This window comes from Enterobacter cloacae complex sp. P18RS (assembly GCF_014982105.1).
GTDB lineage: Bacteria > Pseudomonadota > Gammaproteobacteria > Enterobacterales > Enterobacteriaceae > Enterobacter > Enterobacter hormaechei_C.
On sequence record NZ_JADCKV010000011.1, the window covers coordinates 421,065 to 444,269 of the forward strand.

The following is a 23,205-nucleotide window of genomic DNA, read 5'->3' on the forward strand; positions in this document are numbered from 1 at the left end:
TCGGCGGTATCGATCAATACGTAGTTAACAAAAAGCCCACCTGAGTGGGCTAATGGCTTGCTATGTTTTGAATTTTAGTTATTCGCTTCCTTTCGGAAAAGAATGAGCTTCGATGTTGCGAGATTCACAAACATTCCGGCAATGCTACCTGCTGCTACTCCTATTACTGGATGCTCAAAAACAATTCTGTAAGATGTTATAAGCCAGCTGTACAGACCATAGTTAACAGCACCACCGCATAGCATGAGCAAAAGATACGACGCGAATTCTGAACCGGCCTTCATGTTTGAGCTTTTGCCTTTGAAGGTGACGCTCCTGTTGAAAAGCCATGTAAACAGAACTGCGGAAAGGAAAGAGAGCCCTCTTGCTATGTAAGGCCCCATGCTTCCCATTAGCAGGTACAGAACCGCAGTATCCACGAGAAAACCAAGACCTCCGCTGATAGCGAAGAAAAACAACTCTCTTAAAGCCTTTATCATTTATTGCTGCCCATGGATGGAAGTGGTATTCCTAGATATACCAGTCTCTTCATTTCATGTCGTCCTCTGGTAACGTTATCCAGGATTAATCCGCAGACAAATGAAAGTGCTGAGGCAATCATGATTGAAGCAGCTAGAATTGCAGTAGGGAATCTGGGAACAAGGCCCGTTTCAAGATACTCTGTGAGCAGAGGGAATCCGAGAATAACTGAGGTCAAGGCCATAAGCAGCGCGCAGATACCAAAGAAGGCAAATGGGCGCTCAGTAATATACAGCCGCGCAATCATCTTCAGGATGCGGAATCCATCACGATATGTTGAAAGCTTGCTGACAGAGCCCTCTGGACGCGCACCATATTCAGTCATGACTTCACCATAAGGCATGCGAAGTTCAAGAGCATGCACGGTGAGCTCTGTTTCTATCTCAAAACCGCGAGAAATAGCCGGGAAGGATTTCACATACCTGCGAGTAAATGCGCGGTAACCGGATAACATGTCCGTAAAGTTACCGCCAAAAATCTTCACAACGCTGTTGGTAAGCATGTAGTTGCCCCACTGGTGACCGCGCCTGTAAGCCTCTCCGGTAATCTCTTCTCTTGTCTTCCTGCACCCGACAACCATATCTAGATGATTGTCAAGAAGCTTGTCTACCAGCGATTTAACCGCTCCTGCTTCATAGGTCGCATCACCATCCACCATCACGTAGATATCAGCCTCTACATCTGCGAACATGCGTCTTACTACGTTACCCTTGCCGGGCAATTTTACCGCGATAACTTTCGCTCCCGCTGCCTCTGCTACCTGTGCAGTGCGATCGCTTGAGTTGTTGTCGAAAACATAAATGTCTATCTCTGGGAGCGCCTCTCTGAACCCATAAACAACAGACTCTATCGCTGATTCTTCGTTATAGCATGGAACAATTAATGCCACGTGCTGACCACGGTAATGCATACTAACCTCGGTTAATTATTTCTAGTTTTGATAGACAGCAAAATAAATGGAACGCTTACGGAAGTAGCCATAATAGACCAGTACGCGTACCTGAAGTCTGATGCAACCCCTACAAACAGATAAGCAAGCAGATAAAGGAAGCTGGATGTATTCAAGGCAATGATTAAGTTTTTCGCTTCTCCTTTGCTGGCAAACAGTCCATACAAAGAAAATGCCAACGAAACTATTAACCAGAATCCAGGCTTAAACGGTGGGGTGTCACGAAGGAAATTGGTTATCCCTTGCAATCCAGCAAAGGCTTTTGTCTTTTTGTATTCGAATCCTAATGAGTTGCTTGCCGTCCTGTCTTCCAGAATTCCTCCTGGTTCCCACAGCAGGTTCTTAAAGTTTTCATAGCGATGCTGAAGATATGCAGTTGGCTGATGGTAAATAGCCTCCAGCCATTTTCCCATCAAAGAACCATCATCCCATGCTCCAGATGTAACAAGCCTTTTGAGAACAAAATCGCATGGCCCCCACGCGTAGCTGTTCCATGACCGTGAATCGTAACACTCATTCCTTATTTTGCTGTCTTCTTCATCGCTCCACTCTTCCTTGAAGAGGTTGCTATCAGAGAAGTGTGATATCCCGCCAATATCAAAAACTATAAGCGACTGGAAAGCCTTTGATTTTGATGCATTTAGGATTTTGTAGTTAAAAACTGAAGTTAAAAGTATTGCGCATAGTGGGAATAAAACGAATGAAAACGCCAGTTTTCTCCATGCCCATGGTTTATCATCTGCAACCAGCAGCCATGCCAGTGGAATGAGTCCGAATATGGCATTGAATCTAAACATGCTTCCAGTTATCAGAAGCATGCCGGCAAAGATAATGAACTTCCTTTTTCTTGTTTCACTCCGGTTAGCCATGGCAACGAGGCCAACTGCAAGCATCCATGTTACGGCATGGAAGACATCTTTCAGGACGTGGCTTAGCGTACCCAATGCAAACGGCATGAACCCAACAACAATCACTGACAGGGAGAGGTATTTATGTTTTGCTGGAATTGATGCTGATAGCAGTAAAAGAGAACCCCAGTACATTAAGCACTCCAGAAGGAGCATGCCGAATGGACCTGGTATTATCTTATCTGTAATCGACCAAATAAAGCTCATTACTGGTGGGTGCCAGTCTGTGAATATGAATCTTGATCCTTGCTGATACTGGTCAAGGGCATCACTGCTTACTATGCCAGGATAAAACGCTATGAGCGTCATAATCAGCCCAAACAGTGACAACAAAATCTGAGGCGTTGACCTCTTAATATCTATCCTTGTCATTGACATTGAATCATCTAATTTTAGGTTTTTTCTGAGGATTTAGGCGGGGATTTTCACACATGAGGCGTAGGCAGGCAAGTTCTTTGGGGGAGCAACAGGGGGTTAAAAGGCCACCGAAGTGGCCTGTTTTTGTTATAGGGCTGTGCCATCAGAGACATTTGCTGGGTCTGTTCCACGCTTAATACGTAGTCCTGTTCCATCATCCCATAGTCTCACATCCCCAATCCTCAAGAATCCACCGTTCCAGTTTCCAGGAAATTTAGCGCATTCTGTTCTCCCCTGATCACCATAAATGACAGTTTGCAATCCAGTGATATTGACAAGAGGCGTAGGGCCTGTTGATTTAAATCCAAACATTCTCACACGAGAAGTGTTGTCGGTTTGGAGCGGTACATATGGAGAACCAACTGCAACAATGAACACATCGTTGATTGTAACCTGTGAGTTACCAGTTACTGTTATAGCACTTACTCCAGAAAGGTTTATGTTATATGAAGCTTGTAGTGCGTTGATAGAAATTTGGCTATCGGCAATAGCAGCAAGCCTTCCATCACCAGAAACGACGGTCAGGTTTTCTATTCCATATGTGTTTATATTTATTCCATTGCACCTAGTAAGAAATAAGGCGTATCTGGTTCTGGTATCTTCACTATAACAACTAGTAAGAGTTGTATAGTTCATCTCTGTGAATATCCAGCTGTATTTATAACCTACAATTCCTACGCGCTCATACGTTCCAGACGTTCCAGAGCCCAATCCATTTTGAATCGGCGTGACATTAATTCCAACAGTGCCAGTTATTCCAACTGGAGCGGCGAAGTAGCACCCGCTAAAAGAGTACGTGTAAATATTTCTCGCATCAAATCCAGTAAGCCCACCTATAGACCAGACATGTTCCAGATCAAAGGCATTGCCGAAAGGGCAATAAATACCAAATGTTGAGGATGTGCCGCTGTCATTTTTGATATAACAGTTTTTAACTGACCAATATCTTGCAAACTGGCCATCCTTGTGTGCGACCACAATCTGTGCCTGCTTGTCTGAAAATGTTGATGTGAACCCTGATCCTATTGGTGTGGTTGCACTAGGAGCATCTGTTGAAGAAAGAAGCTGGCCTCCATAAGTGATATCAACCCCAAATTTTGCATTGAATTCAAGGTGCCTTCCTGTTTTTAATAGTATTGGCTTAGAGAAGAAGTAAGCTGACTTATTTCCTTTTACAATTCTGTTTGTTCCTTGCTCTGCATTTTTGAAGCAGAGCTCAAGGTGATACCAGTCATCTGTAGTTCCATCGCCTTTTGCTCCGATTGAATCGATGTAGATATATCCTGATGAAATATCAAGATTCCATACAGAGCCATTAGCATCAGTCACAGAAAGCTTGTTAAGCTGGATTGGAGTTTTGCTAGGAAGGTCCATTTCCGTAGATCTAACCCATACGTCACGCTTTCCGAAAACATCATAATAACAAGCTGTAATGACGATCCCGATATTGTCTGGAACATGCGCTGCAATAAGCTCCTGCACAGTGTTCATGTTGGCAGTGATAGTTGCAGCATAGGAGATCTTGCTAGCCTCGGTTCCAGCTATGATCACCGTGCTATCAGGGTCAGCAAGTTCCGGAATGAACTGGTCAGGATTGTACTTCAGTAGGTCAGGAAAATAGAATTCCTGCGTTCCATATGCATCATATACAGCCATGCTGTAGTTTGAATCAGCGACAATTTTAACAATTTGACCGCCGTAAACAATAAATCCGGCAGCATTAATTATTAACGGCTGACTAACTGGAACTTTACTCCCATCTTCGTTTTCTATGTAAACCTGAATCTGGTTAGATGGAATTGTAGGGTCAGTATCTACCTGACCAACGTACACTTTCCCATTTGCCAGTGCTTTAAAAGAACGCGATGCAGTGAATAACTGCGAAGGCATGCTAATGACAGTGTTTGTCGCCATTTACTGTGCTCCGGGCGCAGCAAAGCCGCACAAGCTAAAACTTGCGCAGCGTTGCGTTAAGGTCGGTTATAATTGATTAAAAGAGTGGAGGATTTATGGAACGAGACTGGTTGAACTTTGCTTTCTTAATCTTCGGTATTTGTGTAGGCGTCGCCCTATTCACTTAATGCCTCAGATTTCGCACCCTGAGCGAATGAGTTAACTGCTCGTTCAACATCAGATAACGCTTTCTCAAAGGCTGTAGAGCCTCTTGGAGTGTTAGCCAGGCGAAGCATTGCATTACGTGCAGGCTCGCTCTCATACATTCTTGCAAGCAACCCATACCCGCCACCAACTCCTATCAATGCAGGGTTGGTAACAGTGCCAATTCCCATTATGAATGGGATAGTCTGTTGACCTGTCGGAGTAGTTACCCCAGCCTGACCCGCTCGTTTCGTTGACTCAAGATAGTTCTTCAGTCCTTTCAGATATGCAGCATCACGTCCTTTAAACGCGATTCCAGTCTGGTTAGACATCAGGTTAACCTGCCGCAGAAACTGGTCAGGTGAACCGCCAGATTTCTCCATCGCCTTGCCGATAATGCCGTTACGCATTTGGGCTCGCCCAATCTGACCTACTGAGTTGTAGAGGTTTTGGACTTCAGATTTGTTCTTGCTGAAAAGCATGTTGTTAACAACTTCTGGTGTCAGATCGCCTTTCATCAGAACGTTCTTCAAGCGTGTATTCTGAAGTTTGCTGGCTTCATCAGCGTATACCGCATTCGCCTGCTTGTAGCGTCGTAGAGTGTCGTTTCCAAGGTTCTGTCCAATGGAGTTATCAATGTCTCCTGTCATAGCCCTGTAGACTCGCTGGACTGCCGCTTCAGCTGGAGGTGGCATCTGCGTCCTCTCTCCTCTTACATCCATCCTGAACTGCGTTCTTAACCTGCTTAATTGCTCAAGGTCCACATCTCCTTTAGCAAGTTCATTTCTGTACAACTGAAGCTTGTTAATTGTGTCATTGTCTGCGACTTCGCCTAATCTTTGCAGTCTACCAATCTCGTCATCAATCTGCTGTATGGCTCTGGTTGGCTGAATATTCACGCCGGCCATCGCACCCTGAACTTGTTCAAGACGATTTCCTGCCGCCTTTCGAATTCCTGAGGTTTTTGCTTTAAGACTGCCAATAACAATTGATGGGTCATACTCCCCAAATCGTGACGCAAACTCATCTACCAGCTGACTGCGAGCTTCCTGCTGATTAGCTCGCATGGAGCTTGTGCCGGCGAATGGAATATTTTCCGCAGTTGTCTGTGCCATTCGTCCAACGCGGGAATTTGGCTGCAATACGTCTGTTGTATGAAGCGGAACATCCGCAGAATTGGCGAATCGGATCGCCTGCTGCGCTTCCGGAGAGATTGCGCCTTTTACTCCACGATATGCAGCGCCAGCAACGCGTCCTATCTGATTAATGGCGCCACCTAATACAACACCAGTACCAAGGTCTGTTGCCAGTGCTGAAGGGTTATTCTGTTCGCTATTCGCAGCCATAGAGCCTACTGCGTTCTCTGCCAGTAAGCGCGATGCTCCTTGCGCTACACGACCGGCAATCGTCGGAGCCTGGGTGGCAATTCTCTCAGCACCTACAGGGGTCAGATATGGCAATGCTTCGGCAAATATCTTCCCTTCCGTGGTCTGAGGGGTTAGCGCTCCCTGCTGAAGGCCTAAATCCTGTGCTAACCCTTCGGTGGTTACCTCACAACACGGCAAGCATGCATTGCGGCGCTTCAGTCTCCGCTGCATACTGTCGGCGTGAGCGCGGGTGATGGCATTAAAGAGGAAAAGAAATGTCACTCTTCCGCAGAGGTGAAACCTGGTACGCCAGTTTCACATTGCCGGACGGCAAAAGATTTAAGCAGTCTCTTGGGACAAAGGACAAAAGGCAGGCCACGGAGCTTCATGACAAGCTAAAGGGCGAAGCATGGAGGGTGAGTAAATTAGGAGAAACCCCTGACATGACCTTTGAGGAGGCTTGTGTCAGGTGGCTGGAGGAGAAGTCTCATAAGAAGTCACTGGACGACGACAAGAGCCGGATAGGATTCTGGCTACAGCATTTTGCAGGGATGCAGTTGAAGGACATTACAGAAACGAAGATTTACTCTGCCATTCAGAAGATGACAAATCGTCGGCATGAGGAAAACTGGAAGCTCATGGAAGAGGCGTGTCGCAAGAAAGGAAAGCAGCCTCCAGATTACAAACCAAAGCCAGCTGCGGTAGCTACAAAAGCAACACACCTTTCATTCATTAAGGCGCTTCTCAGGTCTGCGGAACGTGAATGGAAGATGCTTGATAAAGCTCCTATCGTCAAAGTTCCTCAACCGAAGAACAAGCGGATCAGATGGCTTGAACCTCACGAGGCGAGAAGGTTGATTGATGAATGTCCGGAGCCGCTTAAGTCAGTCGTGGAGTTTGCGCTTTCTACTGGCTTAAGGCGTTCGAACATCATCAATCTGGAATGGCAGCAGATAGACATGCAGAGAAAGGTTGCCTGGATTCACCCGGAGCAGAGCAAGTCTAATCAGGCTATTGGCGTGGCGCTGAATGATACTGCTTGTCGGGTGTTGAAAAAGCAAATCGGAAATCACCACAAGTGGGTGTTCGTTTACAAGGAAAGCAGCACTAAGCCTGACGGCACTAAATCACCTGTAGTGAGGAAGATGCGCTACGACGCCAACACTGCATGGAGGGCTGCACTAAAACGAGCAGGAATTGAGGATTTCCGTTTTCATGACCTGAGACATACGTGGGCAAGTTGGCTTGTTCAGGCTGGAGTGCCTATTTCTGTGTTGCAGGAGATGGGAGGCTGGGAGTCAATAGAAATGGTTCGTCGATATGCTCACCTTGCGCCTAATCACTTGACCGAACATGCGCGGCAAATAGACTCGATTTTTGGGTGTTCTGTCCCAAATCTGTCCCATAGCGAAAATAAGGAAGGTACAAATGATGTGTAACTACTTGATATGACTGGTGCCGATAATAGGAGTCGAACCTACGACCTTCGCATTACGAATGCGCTGCTCTACCAACTGAGCTATATCGGCCCTGAAAGGCCGGTTACGAGCGTAACCACGGGGCAAAAGAGTAGATCTAACCGGGTGATGCGTCAATGCCCTTTTGAATCAAACGGCTATTTTTGCATCACCCGCGATTATTTACCCACGAATCGTATCATCACCGTAGCCGATCCACTTGTAGGTGGTCAGTGCTTCCAGCCCCATCGGACCGCGGGCGTGCAGCTTCTGAGTGCTCACAGCCACCTCCGCGCCCAGACCAAACTGGCCGCCATCGGTGAAGCGCGTCGAGGCATTCACGTAAACCGCAGACGAATCCACTTCATTCACAAACCGATCGGCATTGCGCAGGGTGCGCGTCAGGATCGCGTCAGAATGCTGGGTTCCGTGTTCACGAATGTGCGCAATAGCGTCATCGAGATCCGCAACTACCTTCACGTTCAGATCCAGCGACAAATACTCATCGTCGTACTGCTCCGCGTTAACCGGAACGACCTTCGCCGGACCGTCTTTCAGCAGGGCGAGAGACTTCTCGTCCGCATGCAGCGTGACGCCACTTTCCGCCATCTGCTTGCTCAGCGCTGGCAGGAAGGTACTGGCGATGCCCTGATGCACCAGCAGCGTTTCTACCGTATTACAGGTGCTTGGACGCTGTGTTTTAGCGTTGACGATAATCTTCAGCGCAGGTTCTACCTCCGCGGTGTCATCCACTACGATATGGCATACGCCAATACCACCGGTGATCACCGGAATGGTAGATTGCTCACGGCACAGCTTGTGCAAGCCCGCGCCGCCGCGTGGGATCAGCATGTCGATGTATTTGTCCATGCGCAGCATCTCGTTGACCAGCGCACGGTCGGGGCTTTCAATCGCCTGCACGGCACCCGCCGGTAAACCACACTCCTCCAGCGCCTGCTGAATGACGTTTACCGTCGCGGCGTTGGTGCGCCAGGTCTCCTTCCCGCCACGCAGGATCGCGGCATTACCGGTCTTCAGGCACAGGGAGGCGACATCCACCGTCACGTTTGGACGCGCTTCGTAAATCACCCCAATGACGCCAAGCGGCACGCGGCGACGCTCAAGGCGTAATCCGCTGTCGAGCACCCCACCGTCAATCACCTGCCCTACCGGGTCGGCGAGGTTGCACACCTGACGGACGTCGTCGGCAATACCTTTCAGACGCGCCGGGGTCAGCGCCAGACGATCGAGCATCGCTTCACTCAAGCCGTTGCGACGCGCTTCCAGCAGATCCTGCTCGTTGGCGAGCAAAATTTCCTGCGACTGAGATTCCAGATAATCAGCGATTTTTTCCAGCACGCGATTTTTCTCGCGGCTGGAAAGGAGCGCCAGTTTATAAGAGGCGGCTTTCGCGGCTGCGCCCATTTGTTCCAGCATGTTCTGGCTCCTTAACGAATAATCATGTCGTCACGATGCACGGCAACCGGGCCATATTCATAGCCCAGGATGGCGTCGATCTGCTGGGAATGGTGACCAGCAATTCGACGCAGCGCGTCGCTGTTATAACGACTTACGCCATGAGCGATGTCGCGACCTTCAAGGTTACGGATTCGGATCACTTCACCACGCGAGAAGTTGCCTGTCACGCTTTTAATTCCTTTTGGAAGTAACGAGCTTCCTCTTTCCAGAATAGCGGCGGTCGCGCCTTCATCCACGGTCAATTCGCCAGCCGGTGGCGCACCAAAGATCCAGCGTTTTCGGTTTTCCAGCGGGGACGCCTGGGCGTGGAAGCGAGTGCCCACAGAGATGCCTTCCATCACATCACCGATCACACCCGGACGGCTGCCCGCGGCGATGATGGTGTCGATACCGGCCCGGCACGCCACGTCCGCGGCCTGGAGCTTGGTGCCCATGCCGCCGGTCCCCAGACCAGAAACGCTGTCACCCGCAATGGCACGCAGCGCATCGTCAATGCCGTGAACGTCTTTGATCAGTTCAGCCTGTGGATTAGAGCGCGGGTCAGCGGTAAACAGCCCCTGCTGATCGGTCAGAAGCAGCAGCTTATCGGCCCCTGCCAGGATCGCCGCCAGCGCAGAGAGGTTATCGTTGTCGCCCACTTTGATTTCAGCGGTGGCAACAGCGTCGTTTTCGTTAATGACCGGAACGATATGGTTATCCAGCAGGGCACGCAGCGTATCGCGGGCGTTCAGGAAACGTTCTCTGTCTTCCATATCCGCACGCGTCAGCAGCATCTGCCCAACGTGAATGCCGTAGATGGAGAATAGTTGTTCCCAGAGCTGTATGAGTCGGCTTTGTCCCACGGCGGCCAGCAGCTGTTTGGAGGCGATCGTCGCGGGGAGTTCGGGGTAGCCCAGGTGTTCACGCCCGGCGGCAATCGCCCCGGAAGTCACAATCACAATACGATGCCCTGCGGCATGCAACTGAGCGCACTGACGTACAAGCTCAACGATATGGGCACGATTCAGGCGGCGCGATCCGCCTGTTAACACACTGGTACCGAGTTTTACCACCAGCGTCTGGCTGTCACTCATGATTCTCTGCCGTTCAACAATAAGGGAAAATGATGTCAGTCAGACGTTTTAACAGGTGTCAGCTCCGTTGCCAACTGCCTTAGCGCATGACCCGTCACTTTGTTGCGCGGGATCAGGAAGCGTAGCGGCAGATTTTGACAATTTTATTACCGAAAAATTAAAACATACTTTTTTAGACATATTCTTACTTTGTCATAAAACTTTCACCCACGAACGATAAAACCCTTCCTGTTTTTCACGGGGTAATAAGTCGAATCTTATTGCTCAGCGAATATTAGCGCGTTTTTATAAAATCAGGATTGAAAATGAAAAAGAGCACTCTGGCATTAGTGGTAATGGGCGTAGTTGCTTCCGCATCTGTTCAGGCAGCAGAAGTTTATAATAAAAACGGGAATAAACTGGACGTGTACGGCAAAGTAAAAGCAATGCACTACATCAGTGATGATGACGCTAAGGATGGTGACCAGACTTACGTTCGTTTCGGCTTTAAGGGTGAAACGCAGATTAACGATCAGCTGACCGGCTACGGACGTTGGGAAGCTGAGTTCGCAGGTAACAAAGCTGAGAGCGACTCTTCTCAAAAAACACGTCTGGCATTTGCCGGGCTGAAACTGAAAGACTTCGGCTCACTGGATTACGGCCGTAACCTGGGCGCGCTGTATGACGTCGCCGCATACACCGATATGTTCCCGGAGTTCGGCGGTGACGGACTGGCACAGACCGATAACTTCATGACGAAACGCGCCTCCGGTCTGGCCACATACCGTAATACCGATTTCTTTGGCCTGGTTGACGGCCTGAATATGACCCTGCAATACCAGGGCAAAAATGAAAACCGCGACGTGAAGAAGCAAAACGGTGACGGCTTCGGTACCTCCCTGAGCTATGACTTCGGCGGCAGCGATTTTTCTGTGATTGGTGCCTATGCCAGCTCCGATCGCACTAACGATCAAAACCTTCAGGCACGCGGCGAAGGTAAAAAAGCAGAAGGCTGGGCAACCGGTTTGAAATATGATGCCAACGATATTTATCTGGCCACTATCTATTCCGAAACCCGCAATATGGCCCCTATTTCCGGTGGCTTTGCAAATAAAGCGCAAAACTTCGAAGTGGTCGCACAATATCAATTTGACTTTGGTCTGCGTCCATCTCTGGGTTACGTGCAGTCTAAAGGCAAAGATATCGAAGGTATCGGCGATGAAGATATCGTGAAATACATCGACGTAGGTGCTACATATTATTTCAACAAAAATATGTCTGCGTTTGTTGATTATAAGATCAACCAGATCGATGACGATAATAAACTGGGCGTAAGCAGCGATGATATCGTTGCGCTGGGCATGACCTACCAGTTCTGATGTTGTGGTAATAAAAAACCGGCGCTGAGCCGGTTTTTTTGTGCCCGGTGACGCTGTGCTTACCGGGCGTACGGGATAGTACATTTTTCATGCCGGGTAAGGCGTAGCCGCCACCCGGCGCTGTGACATCATCAGGCTCTCAGTTTCACCGCTTCGCTGGAAAAATCGTCCGCAGGCTCCAGCTTCAGATCCAGCGTTGCCAGCAGGTCACGAGCTTTGCCGTGAAATTCTTTTAGCGTATGCTCCAGACGATCGATCACTTCCTGATCTTTGATGCTCGTCGCCTGCCAGTGCCCGTCTTTATTAAACAGGCCAAACTGATAGCTATAGGTAAAACGGTTTTCCTGTGCTTCCATTTCCATCCACCAGCCCCAAAACTCACGTTTTTCGGGTGCAGGCTTCACGTTGACGCAAACAGCCAGGCAGTCGAAAAAAAAGCGATTCTCTTCACACTGCTCTTCTCGAATATACGGGCCAAGAGCCATGAACTTCTTAATCAGTCTACTTTTCGGGTGTCCACTCGGTAACGTCATTGCGATCTCCTTTTGTGAAGCACTGTTTTACCAAACCAACGAAATTTAGCAAACTATTAACACAATCTCTGCGTGATCCAGCGTGTGATCTCTTTCAGCGCTTTGTCAAAATTCTGGTACACCGGGCTGAAGGGTACCTCCAGCAATTTACCATCAGAAGATGACGACGTGATTAAGCGTGACTCCTCTTCCGGGCTAAACGGATCGTTCTTCCAGAAACCGGACATCATCGGGGTTGGGCAGCGGCGGCCGAGTAAGCCCTGCGTTTTTAATGAATAACGATTAAGTTCAATGCGCAACGCTTCGTCTGAAGCATCATGCATGCCAAGTCGGCTCGCCAGTACGTCCAGATACATCTCAGGAACGCTACCCTGACGCGCAGGATCGCTTAACAGAGCATGCACCACCGGGCCAAGACAGGCGACGGCCTTCAGGCGTGAAGATTCAAGGTAGGCCAGCCGTACCGCGACGTTAGCGCCAAAGCGGAAGCCAAACGCGCCAACCCGGGTGTGGTCAACCCAAGGGATATTCTCCAGCGCTTTTAAAGCATGCTGGTGCAGCAGGCTGGAGTCTTGCGTAAGTTTCCATTTGGATGAAAAACCAATGGAAGGCATATCAAGCGTCAGCATGGCGATTCCGTTTGGGGCAAAGTAGCGCTCATACAGGCTGTAATAGTCAATTTGTAACGAGTCCAGTCCACCGCACATCAGAACCGTCGGGAACGGCCCTTCCCCCTCCGGCATATGCAGGAATCCGGTCACCGGGCTGCCACCGGGAATGGCGAACTCAATTTCACGCATCCGGCCAGGCAACCGCTGCGCGGCCTCTTCATAAGCCCGGTTTGCCAGCGCCTGGGCCTGCTCTGCCAGTTCGTCGCCTTTAAGATGCGGATATGCAGCGATGCTGTACAGATTTGCCGCATGCAGCCAGTGCTTTCCGCTGAGAGTGGCATCTTCTTCCTGGCCCGCTTTTTGCTGCCAGAGCATGGCCTGCTTTGACCATTCGTAGATCCAGTTTCCACCACGGTAGCCCACCACCGTATCGTAGAGATCGCTGTCGGTACGCTCGGACTCGCTCATCACGATACGCGCCTGCACGTCGAGGATTTCACGCGGATCGATGCCGCGCCAGATCCACATCAGGCGGTTAATCATTCGATACCAGTGGGGCACGTTCTTTCCGTCTAACGCTGACTGAACGGCAGGCATTGTCCCCGGATTAAACCGACGCACCAGCGTCGACGTTTCAGGGTGCTTGAAACGGGGTTTGAAGAGAGTTTCGGTAAGATTCGCCTGCGTCATTGCGTTGCCTCCATGGATACGTCATATGAAGACCATTGTAACGCGTGGCAGGGTAAAAAGAACAACGCCCGGCATAACCGGGCGTGTAAAGTTACGTACTGAAATTAACGGCCAGAGATAGGCGGTACGAAGACCACGCCCATATCCCATGGCTGTTCAATCCAGGTATCCTGCGGGATATCAATGACGTAATCATCAACCAGTGGGCGACCCGCTGGTTTCGCAAAGATCGTGACGAAGTGCGCTTTTGGATACATTTCGCGGATAGCCACCGCGGTACCGCCGGTGTCCACCAGATCGTCGATAACGATAAAGCCTTCACCGTCGCCTTCCGCGCGTTTCAGCACTTTCAGTTCGCGCTGGTTGTCGTGATCGTAGCTGGAGATACATACGGTATCGACATGACGAATACCCAGCTCACGTGCCAGCAGCGCCCCCGGTACCAGACCGCCACGGCTGACGGCAATAATGCCTTTCCACTGTTCGGAAGGCATCAGACGCGCAGCCAGTTTGCGTGCGTGAATCTGCAACATGTCCCAGGTGACGACGTATTTTTCGCTCATGTGAAGTGTCCCAGCCTGTTTATATACGGCTTAAAAAAATGAGGGTGAACCAGGTTGCGCGAGATTATAGAGATCTGACGCACTAAAAACCAGTGTTACGCGCCATGAGCCTGAGTTTTTACATGCTTAATGCTACCAGCCACGGGAGAAAGTGGTATTCTCAGTTGCATCTCGCAAGCCTGACTTGTGGTAACGATTAACCTGCTAACCCTGTGACCTGCAACATTGTTTTGCAGCGCAACGACAAGGAGACCTATCGTGTCTGAACTGTCTCAATTATCTCCACAGCCACTGTGGGATATTTTTGCCAAAATCTGCTCCATTCCGCACCCTTCCTATCACGAAGAACAGCTTGCCGAACATATTATGGGTTGGGCGAAGGAAAAAGGTCTGCACGCTGAGCGCGACCAGGTTGGCAATATTCTTATCCGCAAACCTGCCACCGCAGGTATGGAAAACCGTAAGCCAGTGGTATTGCAGGCGCACCTGGATATGGTTCCGCAGAAAAACAACGACACCGTTCACGACTTCACAAAAGACCCGATTCAGCCGTACATCGACGGCGAGTGGGTGAAGGCGCGCGGCACGACTCTGGGCGCAGATAACGGTATTGGTATGGCTTCCGCGCTGGCCGTGCTGGCTGACGACAGCGTTGAACACGGTCCGCTGGAAGTGCTGCTGACCATGACTGAAGAAGCGGGCATGGATGGCGCGTTCGGTCTCCAGGCAAACTGGCTGCAAGCGGACATTCTGATCAACACCGACTCCGAAGAAGAGGGTGAGATCTACATGGGCTGCGCGGGCGGGATCGATTTTATCTCTACCCTGCCGCTGTCCCGCGAAGCGATCCCTGCTGGATTCGAGACCTTTAAGCTGACGCTGAAAGGGCTGAAAGGCGGTCACTCCGGCGGTGATATTCACCTGGGCCTGGGCAACGCCAACAAACTGCTGGCGCGTTTCCTGGCGGGCCATGCCGCTGAACTGGATCTGCGTCTGGTGGACTTCAACGGCGGTACTCTGCGTAACGCGATCCCTCGCGAAGCCTTCGCTACCGTGGCGGTGCCTGCGTCGAAAGCGGACGAGCTGAAAAACCTCTCCAGCGTGTATCTGGAGATCCTGAAAAACGAACTGTCTGCAAAAGAGAAAAACCTGACGGTGGTGCTGGAGTCCGTTACGACGGATAAAGCCGCGCTGACCGCACAGTCTCGTGACACGTTCGTCCAGCTGCTGAACGCAACGCCAAACGGCGTTATTCGCAACTCTGACGTGGCGAAAGGCGTGGTGGAAACCTCCCTGAACGTGGGCGTGGTGACCATGGGTGACGACAGCGCAGAGATCATCTGCCTGATCCGTTCCCTGATCGACAGCGGTAAAGAGTACGTTGTGAGCATGCTGGAATCTCTGGGTACCCTGGCGGGCGCGAAAACGTCTGCAAAAGGCAGCTACCCGGGCTGGCAGCCGGATGCAAGTTCTCCGGTCATGGCACTGGTGCGTGAAACTTATCAGCGTCTGTTCAACAGCACCCCGAATATTCAGGTTATTCATGCGGGTCTGGAGTGTGGTCTGTTCAAGAAACCGTATCCGGATATGGACATGGTCTCCATCGGGCCAACCATCACCGGGCCACACTCCCCGGATGAGCAGGTTCACATTGAAAGCGTCGGTCACTACTGGACGCTGCTGACTGAGCTGCTGAAAGCAATTCCTGTTAAGTAATTAGCCGTTTGATGCCCGGTGGCGCTACGCTTGCCGGGCCTACGATTAGCGTAATCTACAGTCCCAACACCAGCTGACGCTCCAGCTGCGGATCCAGCAAGGTGACGTGCAGCCCCACCAGCCTCACCCCTCGTCCGCCCCGCCGTTCTTCCCACGCCTTTTTCGCCGTCGCGATAAGATCCTCTTTGTTGAGGCGTGGCCAGACGTGCTCCTGCGTCGTCTGCTGAAAATCGTTAAATTTCAGTTTGATGCCCTGTCGGGCAATAAGCAGATCCGGTTTGACCTTCAGTAAGCGTCGTTCAAGCTCAGGATAAAGCTGTTCCGTAATAATGGTTTCACACTCGGTCCAGTCATGGATATCTTCGCTCAGTGTGCGTTCAACGCCGACCGATTTACGCAGCCGTTCGTTGTTCACATCCCGGTCATCAATGCCCTGACTGCGTTCCCACAGTACGCGGCCAAACTTGCCAAAACGCTTAAGCAGCAGCGCCAGATCGCTGCGCTGAACGTCTTCGCAGGTGCGTAGCCCCATACTTTCCAGCTTCGCGGCGGAGACTTTGCCCACGCCGGGGATTTTGCTGAGCGGCAGCGTCTTTAAAAACGCCGGAACCTCTTCCGGAGTGATGACGTACTGGCCGTTGGGCTTATTTAAATCGGAGGCGATTTTGGCGAGAAATTTGACCGGCGCGACGCCTGCCGATGCCGTCAGGTTCAGCTCATTAAAAATAGTCTGGCGGATCTCCTGCGCCATGAGGGTGGCGGAGCCGTGGCAGTGCATGCTGTGGGTGACATCCAGATAGGCTTCATCCAGCGATAACGGTTCAATCAGTGAGGTGTAGCGGGCGAAGATCTCCCGAATGTGGCTCGATGCTTCTTTATAGGCATCAAAACGTCCGGGCAAAAGAGTGAGATGCGGGCACAGTTTCAGCGCCATCGCTGTCGGCATGGCGCTGCGTACACCGTATTTGCGAGCAGGATAGTTGGCGGTGCTGATGACACCGCGCTGAACCCGGCTGCCGCCAATGGCGATCGGAATATCCCGCAGCGCCGGGTTGTCACGCATCTCCACTGCGGCAAAAAAGCAGTCCATATCGACATGGATTATTTTGCGCATAGTAAGCCCTCACTTATTACTGGATAAGTATACAGTAAACAAATGAGGGTTGAGAAGTGCGCGCAGGAATTGTCGGGTGGCGGCGTTGCCTTACCCGACCTGGAAGACTAAATAATGCGTTGCTGCTCGCGAGCCATCCGCTTTTTCCGCGCATCGCACGGTTCCGGACAATCGCACACTTTTTCCATTCCGATGGAAGAGATGCCTCCGCAACTGCCCTGAATGCTTTTACGCTTGATGATCCAGCCTAAGGACATGCCGAAGATCACCAGCACAAACACCGCAAAGGTCGCCAGAAAAGTCAGCATAATCAGCCTCCGAAATCATCAAGCATGATGTTCTCATCTTCCACGCCAAGATCTTTTAGCATCTTAATCACGGCGGCGTTCATCATTGGTGGACCACACATATAGAACTCGCAGTCTTCCGGTGCCGGGTGCTGTTTGAGGTAATTTTCATACAACACGTTGTGGATGAAGCCCGTATAGCCTGTCCAGTTATCTTCCGGCTGCGGATCGGATAGCGCCACATGGAAGGTAAAGTTAGGGTTATCACGCGCCAGTTGTTCAAACTCATCGTCATAGAACATTTCGCGCAGTGAACGCGCCCCGTACCAGAAGCTGATCTTACGCTTGCTGCCAAGTCGTTTGAGCTGGTCAAAAATATGCGAACGCATCGGCGCCATACCCGCACCGCCGCCGATAAAGACCATCTCCGCGTCAGTATCTTTGGCAAAGAATTCGCCGAACGGGCCGGAAATCGTCACTTTGTCGCCAGGCTTGAGGGACCAGATATACGACGACATGACGCCAGGAGGGGCATCAGGCACATTCGGTGGCGGCGTGGCGATACGCACGTTGAGCATAATAATGCCCTTCTCTTCCGGATAGTTAGCCATGGAATAGGCGCGAAGCGCGGGCTCTTTTACCTCGGAAACAAAGCGGAAGAGGTTAAATTTATCCCAGTCTGCCCGGTACTCCTCAGGCACATCGAAGTCAGCATACGCGACGGTGTGTGCCGGACAATCAATCTGGATATACCCACCCGCACGGAACGGGACGCTCTCCCCTTCAGGGACACGCAGCTTGAGCTCTTTGATGAACGTGGCTTTGTTATCGTTAGAGATAACTTCGCATTCCCATTTTTTCACGCCGAAGATCTCCTCCGGCAGCTCAATCTTCATGTTCTGGCGCACAGCGACCTGGCACGCCAGACGGCATCCCTCTTTCGCTTCACGCTTCGTGATATGCGACAGTTCCGTTGGCAGAATATCACCGCCGCCCTCTTTGACCGTCACACGGCACTGGCCACAGGAGCCACCGCCGCCACAGGCAGACGAGACAAAAATCCCGTTGCCGGAGAGCGTGTTAAGCAGCTTATCCCCTGCCGGGGTACGGATCTGATTCTTCGGATCGTCATTGATATCAATGATCACATCTCCGGAATTGACCAGCTTCGCACGCGCCGCCAGGATCAGCCCTGACAGCACCAGTACTATCAGCGTGAACATCACCACGCCAAGAATAATTTCCATCTGTTAGCCCTTATAGCTGCACACCGGAGAAGGACATAAAGCCCAACGCCATCAGGCCGGTGGTGATAAAGGTGATCCCTAAGCCACGAAGCCCCGCAGGTACGTTGGCATATTTCATTTTTTCACGGATCCCCGCCATGGTGACAATCGCTAGCATCCAGCCGATACCGGAACCGAAGCCATACACAACCGATTCACTGAAGTTGTAATCGCGCTGAACCATAAACGAGACGCCACCGAAGATGGCGCAGTTCACGGCGATCAGCGGCAGGAAGATCCCCAGCGCGTTGTACAGCGACGGGAAGTATTTATCGAGGATCATCTCCAGGATCTGAACAAGCGCCGCAATCACTCCGATAAAGGTGATGAAGTTCAGGAAGCTAAGATCAACCCCCTCCACCAGCGCGCCATCGCGCAGCACGAAGTTGAATACCAGGTTGTTAATCGGAACGGAAAGCCCCAGCACAACGGTAACTGCCACGCCCAGACCAAATGCCGTCGATACCTTTTTAGAAACGGCAAGGAACGTACACATGCCCAGGAAGAAAGCGAGCGCCATGTTTTCAACAAACACCGCGCGCACAAATAAACTCAGGTAATGAGCCATTGTCGGTTACTCCTTTTCCTGCTGTTCAGGCTTCAACGTACGAATCAGCCAGATCAGCAAACCGATAATGAAAAATGCGCTTGGGGCCAGCAGGAACAGGCCGTTCGGCAGATACCAGCCGCCGTTCTGTACCGTATCCAGCACCGGAATGCCAAACAGCTTGCCGCTGCCAATAAGTTCGCGCAGGAAACCAACCGTCAACAGGATCACGCCGTAACCCAGGCCGTTGCCAATACCGTCCATAAAGCTCGCCAGCGGTGGCATTTTCATCGCATAGGCTTCAGCACGCCCCATCACGATGCAGTTGGTGATTATCAGGCCGACAAACACCGAAAGCTGCTTCGAGGTTTCATAGGCGAAGGCGCGCAGGAGCTGATCGACCACGATCACCAGCGAGGCGATAATCGCCATCTGCACGATGATCCTCACGCTGTTGGGTATGTGGTGGCGGATCATTGAGATAAACATGCTGGAAAACGCTGTCACCAGCGTTACCGCCAGCGTCATGACCACCGCCGTTTCCAGCTTGGTGGTCACCGCCAGCGCCGAGCACACCCCCAGCACCTGTAGCGTTATCGGGTTATTGGCTAACAGCGGGCCAATCAGCACCTTTTTAACTTCTTTCAGTTCACCCGTATCAGCCATTATTCAGCGCTCCTTCACGTACATTCTTCAGGAAGGGACCAAAGCCCAGTTCACCCATCCAGAAATCAAAGCTGTGCTGCACACCGTTAGAGGTGAGCGTGGCACCGGAAAGGCCATCAACGGCAAATTCATCGCCGGGACGTGCGCCCCCTTTCACCACCTTCAGCGCAGGCTGGCCGTTGTCGTCGAGCACTTTTTTACCAACAAACTGTGCCCGCCAGTTAGGGTTCTCAACTTCGCCCCCCAGCCCTGGTGTTTCGCCCTGATCGTAATAAGTAATGCCTTTCACCGTACGACCATCGGTATCCAGCGCCACAAAGGCGTACATCATTGACCATAAACCGTTGCCATAGATGGGCAACACGATTTCCTGGATGCGCTTTTGCTCATCACGGACGAGGTAAATCTCCGCGACATTGCTGCGGCGCTTAATGCCTGCCGGATCCTGCGAGGCGTCAAGCGTGGTGCTCATCTGCGGATCTTTTAGCGCCAGCGCCTGGTTGTATTTCGCCGGGTCTTTATCCATTAACTCCCCGGTTTTTAAATCCACCAGCCGTGCGGTAATACGTTCGGCAAACACCGCTGCGACGTCATCCTTCGTCATGCCTTCCTGCATCAGCCCGGCCACGGCCAGGATGTTACGCTGTTTATCCAGCGCTCGTTGCTCCTGCTGTAGCGGTTTTAACCCTACGGCAGAACCGGCCACGACAATGGAACAGACCAGACACAGTACCAGCACCACCAGCAGCGTTTTGCTGATGCTGTCGTTATTTTTGATCTCAGCCACGCGCCTTCCTCCGCTTAATGTTGGCGCGCACGACCAGGTAGTCGAACAGCGGCGCAAACAGATTGGCAAACAGAATGGCCAACATCATCCCTTCCGGATAAGCCGGGTTGACCACGCGAATCAGTACACACATCACCCCAATGAGCGCGCCGTAACACCATTTACCTCTGTCGGTAAACGAAGCCGAGACCGGATCGGTGGCCATGAACATCATGCCAAACGCAAAGCCTCCCAGCACAAGGTGCCAGTACCACGGCATGGAGAACATCGGGTTTGTGTCTGAACCAATGAAGTTGAAAAGCGTGGCGGTGAGTACCATCCCGAGCATGACGCCTGCGACAATGCGCCAGGACGCCACGCGGCCAAAGAGGATGATGGCCCCGCCGATCAAAATCATCAGTGTAGACACTTCACCGATGGAGCCTGGAATATTGCCGATAAACGCATCAAACCAGGTGACAGGCTGTCCGGTTGCATTATTGACCAGCGTTTCGCCGCCGCCAGCCGCCCACTGTGAAAGTGGCGTCGCGCCGGAGAATCCGTCTGCTGCCGTCCACACCAGGTCGCCCGAGATTTGCGCCGGATAAGCAAAGAACAGGAACGCGCGCCCTGCCAGCGCCGGATTGAGGAAGTTGCGTCCGGTCCCGCCGAAGATCTCCTTGGCAATCACCACGCCAAAGCTGATCCCCATCGCCGCCTGCCAGAGCGGCAGCGTTGGCGGAACAATCAGCGCAAACAGAATAGAGGTAACAAAGAAGCCCTCGTTGATCTCATGTTTGCGAATAATAGCGAACAGCACCTCCCAGAAACCGCCGACGATAAAGACAGTCATATAGATGGGGAGGAAGAAGACAGCGCCCAGCGTCATCATGCTGATCCAGCCGGCATCTGCCGCAAAGCTCACCCCCAGCGACTGCGCCAGACGATAGTGCCAGTCAGACTGAATCACCTGCGCCAGCTGCTCTGCATTGTACATATGGTGCAGCGCCGGAATAGTTTGCAACCCAACGTTATACATCCCCCAGAACATGGCCGGGAAGACCGCAAACCAGACCAGAATCATCATTCGCTTGAGGTCGATGGCGTCGCGAACGTGCGCCGCGCCTTTCGTCACCAGACCCGGCGTGTAGAAAATGGTCGTTGTCGCTTCATACAGCGGGTAGTACTTTTTGAGCTTCCCTTCGGTAAAGTGCGGCTCAATTTTTTCAAAGAGGTGTTTTAAGCCCATGGTTATCCTTCCTGCTCAATGCGGGTTAACACCTCGCGCAATACGGGTCCATATTCGTATTTACCTGGACACACATAGGTACACAGCGCCAGATCTTCTTCGTCCAGCTCCAGACAGCCCAACGCCTGGGCACCGTCGGTATCGCCGGCCAGGAGATCGCGCAGCAGCACGGTGGGCAGAATATCCAGCGGCATCACGCGTTCGTAGTTGCCAATCGGAACCATGGCGCGCTCACCGCCGTTGGTGCTGGTGGAGAAGTTAAACAGCTTACGACGCAGGAAGTGGCCGAGCGTGGTGCGCGTTACCGAGTATTTTTCTGCACCAGGCAGTACCCAGCCGAACAGCTCTTTCTCGCGTCCTTCAAGCACAACGCTCACCTGAAGATGGAAACGACCCAGCCAGGCCATCGGGCCTGTCGCGTGCCTGCCGCTCAGCACCGAACCGGAAATAATACGGTTTTCACCCTCTTTCGTTTCGCCAGCCAACAGCGCCGTCAGGTCTGCCCCAAGCAGCGTGCGAACCAGACGCGGTTGGGTTGCCTGAGGGCCGCCGATGGCAATAATGCGTTCTGCGCACAGCTCACCCGTGGTGAATAGCTTACCGATAGCGATCACGTCCTGATAATTAAGATGCCAGACCTGTTTCGTCAGGCTTACCGGCTCCAGGAAATGAATATGCGTTCCCACCAGCCCGGCCGGATGCGGGCCGGCAAATTCATTAAAGGCTACCTGCCCTTGCGGATGCCCGCCCAGCTTACCGCCGCTGGCCTGACAGACATGCACTTTACCCGGCGTCAGGCGCGTTAACACGGTGAGGCCGGCATCGAAAGCGTTTCGTTCCGCCAGGATAAGAGGCTGCGGATCTGCGCTAAGCGGGTTGGTGTCGATGGCCGTGACGAAGATAGCGGCCGGCACAGTGCCAGGCACGGGCGTTTTGCTATAGGGGCGCGTGCGAAGCGCCGTCCACAGTCCCGACTCCAGCAGTTGCGTCTGCACCGCGTCGTGGCTGAGGGTGGCAAGATCGGCGGCGTCAAAACGCGCAAATTCGCGTTTCTCATCGCCTTCAATTTGAATAACAACCGATTGCAGGACGCGACGCTCACCACGATGGATGGCGACAACGGTGCCGCTGGCTGGGGCTGTAAACATAACGCCAGGATTTTTTTTATCCTCGAAGAGCGCCTGACCTTTTATTACGCGATCGCCTTCCTGTACCAGCATCGCGGGACGCATGCCCACGTAATCATCACCTACAATAGCGACATGATGAATACTGGCGCCGGTGGTGACGTGCTGTTCAGGCACGCCAGAGATTGGCAGATCGAGTCCTTTTCTGATTCTAAACATGTGGTTAGCAGGTATCCATGAACAACAATCCAGAGAGGCCGGAGTGTACCATTTTCGGCCCTGCCAGGGGCAGCAAATCCGCCGTCTGGCGCGCCGAAATGCGAGCTATTGCGCAAAGTTCCTGGAGTCAGGACATTATGAATGGGTTATAAAGTAAAACTAATTTGTAAACGCAAAGGTTGGCTCTTGCGAAAATCTCCATCGGTG

General features: G+C 51.8%; 20 protein-coding genes, 1 tRNA gene and 1 pseudogene. 3 read left to right on the top strand and 19 right to left on the bottom strand.

Annotated elements, in window-relative coordinates:
- Positions 1-74 precede the first annotated feature (74 nt).
- From INF61_RS09735 to INF61_RS09755, 5 genes and pseudogenes are all read right to left on the bottom strand, one after another.
- The gene (locus tag INF61_RS09735) at positions 75-479 is read right to left on the bottom strand and encodes a GtrA family protein (RefSeq protein WP_193547731.1); all 405 of its coding nucleotides are present in this window, start codon (positions 477-479) and stop codon (positions 75-77) included.
- Positions 476-1,429, bottom strand: a complete 954-nt coding sequence (locus INF61_RS09740) for a glycosyltransferase (protein WP_193547732.1) — start codon at positions 1,427-1,429, stop codon at positions 476-478. The genes INF61_RS09735 and INF61_RS09740 overlap by 4 nt, the downstream gene beginning before the upstream one ends.
- An 11-nt stretch (positions 1,430-1,440) precedes the next feature.
- Complete coding sequence (locus tag INF61_RS09745; RefSeq protein WP_227413469.1) at positions 1,441-2,748, bottom strand: hypothetical protein; 1,308 nt, start codon at positions 2,746-2,748, stop codon at positions 1,441-1,443.
- A 132-nt stretch (positions 2,749-2,880) separates the two neighbouring features.
- Positions 2,881-4,707: a phage head-binding domain-containing protein gene (locus tag INF61_RS09750; RefSeq protein ID WP_193547734.1), complete on the bottom strand. Its 1,827-nt coding sequence runs from the start codon at positions 4,705-4,707 to the stop codon at positions 2,881-2,883.
- A 155-nt stretch (positions 4,708-4,862) separates the two neighbouring features.
- Positions 4,863-6,452, bottom strand: a pseudogene (locus INF61_RS09755) (lytic transglycosylase domain-containing protein); the annotation flags it as partial.
- Positions 6,453-6,532: 80 nt separating this feature from the next.
- Here INF61_RS09755 and INF61_RS09760 point away from each other — a divergent pair.
- Positions 6,533-7,696, top strand: a complete 1,164-nt coding sequence (locus tag INF61_RS09760) for a site-specific integrase (RefSeq protein WP_193547735.1) — start codon at positions 6,533-6,535, stop codon at positions 7,694-7,696.
- A 14-nt stretch (positions 7,697-7,710) separates the two neighbouring features.
- Here INF61_RS09760 and INF61_RS09765 read toward each other — a convergent pair.
- The 3 genes from INF61_RS09765 to proB form a co-directional block, all read right to left on the bottom strand.
- Positions 7,711-7,786 (bottom strand) — tRNA-Thr (locus INF61_RS09765).
- A 111-nt stretch (positions 7,787-7,897) separates the two neighbouring features.
- Positions 7,898-9,151, bottom strand: coding sequence for a glutamate-5-semialdehyde dehydrogenase (gene proA, locus INF61_RS09770; RefSeq protein WP_017694463.1), 1,254 nt, complete (start codon positions 9,149-9,151; stop codon positions 7,898-7,900).
- Between the two features lie 11 nt (positions 9,152-9,162).
- Positions 9,163-10,266 carry a glutamate 5-kinase gene (gene proB, locus INF61_RS09775; RefSeq protein WP_015571369.1) on the bottom strand — a complete coding sequence of 368 codons (1,104 nt, stop codon included), beginning with the start codon at positions 10,264-10,266 and terminating at the stop codon, positions 9,163-9,165.
- 305 nt (positions 10,267-10,571) lie between these two features.
- On the opposite strand from proB, the gene phoE reads away from it, so the two are divergent.
- Positions 10,572-11,624, top strand: coding sequence for a phosphoporin PhoE (gene phoE, locus INF61_RS09780; RefSeq protein WP_017383128.1), 1,053 nt, complete (start codon positions 10,572-10,574; stop codon positions 11,622-11,624).
- 131 nt (positions 11,625-11,755) lie between these two features.
- Here the strand turns inward: phoE and crl are convergent, their stop codons facing one another.
- From crl to gpt, 3 genes are all read right to left on the bottom strand, one after another.
- Positions 11,756-12,157, bottom strand: a complete 402-nt coding sequence (gene crl / locus INF61_RS09785; protein WP_006809999.1) for a sigma factor-binding protein Crl — start codon at positions 12,155-12,157, stop codon at positions 11,756-11,758.
- A 56-nt stretch (positions 12,158-12,213) separates the two neighbouring features.
- Positions 12,214-13,458, bottom strand: a complete 1,245-nt coding sequence (frsA, locus tag INF61_RS09790) for an esterase FrsA (RefSeq protein WP_047740945.1) — start codon at positions 13,456-13,458, stop codon at positions 12,214-12,216.
- 104 nt (positions 13,459-13,562) lie between these two features.
- Positions 13,563-14,021 carry a xanthine phosphoribosyltransferase gene (gene gpt / locus INF61_RS09795; RefSeq protein WP_003863205.1) on the bottom strand — a complete coding sequence of 153 codons (459 nt, stop codon included), beginning with the start codon at positions 14,019-14,021 and terminating at the stop codon, positions 13,563-13,565.
- Between the two features lie 258 nt (positions 14,022-14,279).
- On the opposite strand from gpt, the gene pepD reads away from it, so the two are divergent.
- On the top strand, positions 14,280-15,737 hold the full coding sequence (gene pepD, locus INF61_RS09800; protein WP_023295966.1) for a cytosol nonspecific dipeptidase: 1,458 nt from the start codon (positions 14,280-14,282) through the stop codon (positions 15,735-15,737).
- Between the two features lie 55 nt (positions 15,738-15,792).
- Here the strand turns inward: pepD and dinB are convergent, their stop codons facing one another.
- The 8 genes from dinB to INF61_RS09840 all read right to left on the bottom strand — a co-directional run bounded on the left by dinB (position 15,793) and on the right by INF61_RS09840 (position 22,998).
- Positions 15,793-16,851, bottom strand: coding sequence for a DNA polymerase IV (gene dinB / locus INF61_RS09805; RefSeq protein WP_017694466.1), 1,059 nt, complete (start codon positions 16,849-16,851; stop codon positions 15,793-15,795).
- A 107-nt stretch (positions 16,852-16,958) separates the two neighbouring features.
- Positions 16,959-17,159 (bottom strand): (Na+)-NQR maturation NqrM, encoded by a 201-nt coding sequence (gene nqrM, locus INF61_RS09810; RefSeq protein ID WP_003863212.1) that lies wholly within the window; start codon positions 17,157-17,159, stop codon positions 16,959-16,961.
- 2 nt (positions 17,160-17,161) lie between these two features.
- Positions 17,162-18,385, bottom strand: a complete 1,224-nt coding sequence (gene nqrF, locus INF61_RS09815) for an NADH:ubiquinone reductase (Na(+)-transporting) subunit F (protein ID WP_017694467.1) — start codon at positions 18,383-18,385, stop codon at positions 17,162-17,164.
- A 10-nt stretch (positions 18,386-18,395) separates the two neighbouring features.
- Entirely contained in the window at positions 18,396-18,992 is a 597-nt protein-coding gene (gene nqrE / locus INF61_RS09820) for an NADH:ubiquinone reductase (Na(+)-transporting) subunit E (RefSeq protein ID WP_003863217.1), read from the bottom strand.
- A gap of 6 nt (positions 18,993-18,998) precedes the next feature.
- The gene (locus INF61_RS09825) at positions 18,999-19,637 is read right to left on the bottom strand and encodes an NADH:ubiquinone reductase (Na(+)-transporting) subunit D (RefSeq protein ID WP_003863219.1); all 639 of its coding nucleotides are present in this window, start codon (positions 19,635-19,637) and stop codon (positions 18,999-19,001) included.
- A complete protein-coding gene (locus INF61_RS09830) occupies positions 19,630-20,424 on the bottom strand; it encodes a Na(+)-translocating NADH-quinone reductase subunit C (protein ID WP_023295964.1) in 795 nt (264 codons plus the stop codon). Before INF61_RS09830 ends, INF61_RS09825 begins: the two co-directional genes overlap by 8 nt.
- A complete protein-coding gene (locus tag INF61_RS09835) occupies positions 20,417-21,652 on the bottom strand; it encodes an NADH:ubiquinone reductase (Na(+)-transporting) subunit B (RefSeq protein ID WP_017383123.1) in 1,236 nt (411 codons plus the stop codon). Before INF61_RS09835 ends, INF61_RS09830 begins: the two co-directional genes overlap by 8 nt.
- A gap of 2 nt (positions 21,653-21,654) precedes the next feature.
- Positions 21,655-22,998, bottom strand: coding sequence for a Na(+)-translocating NADH-quinone reductase subunit A (locus INF61_RS09840; protein WP_032647337.1), 1,344 nt, complete (start codon positions 22,996-22,998; stop codon positions 21,655-21,657).
- Positions 22,999-23,205 lie beyond the last annotated feature (207 nt).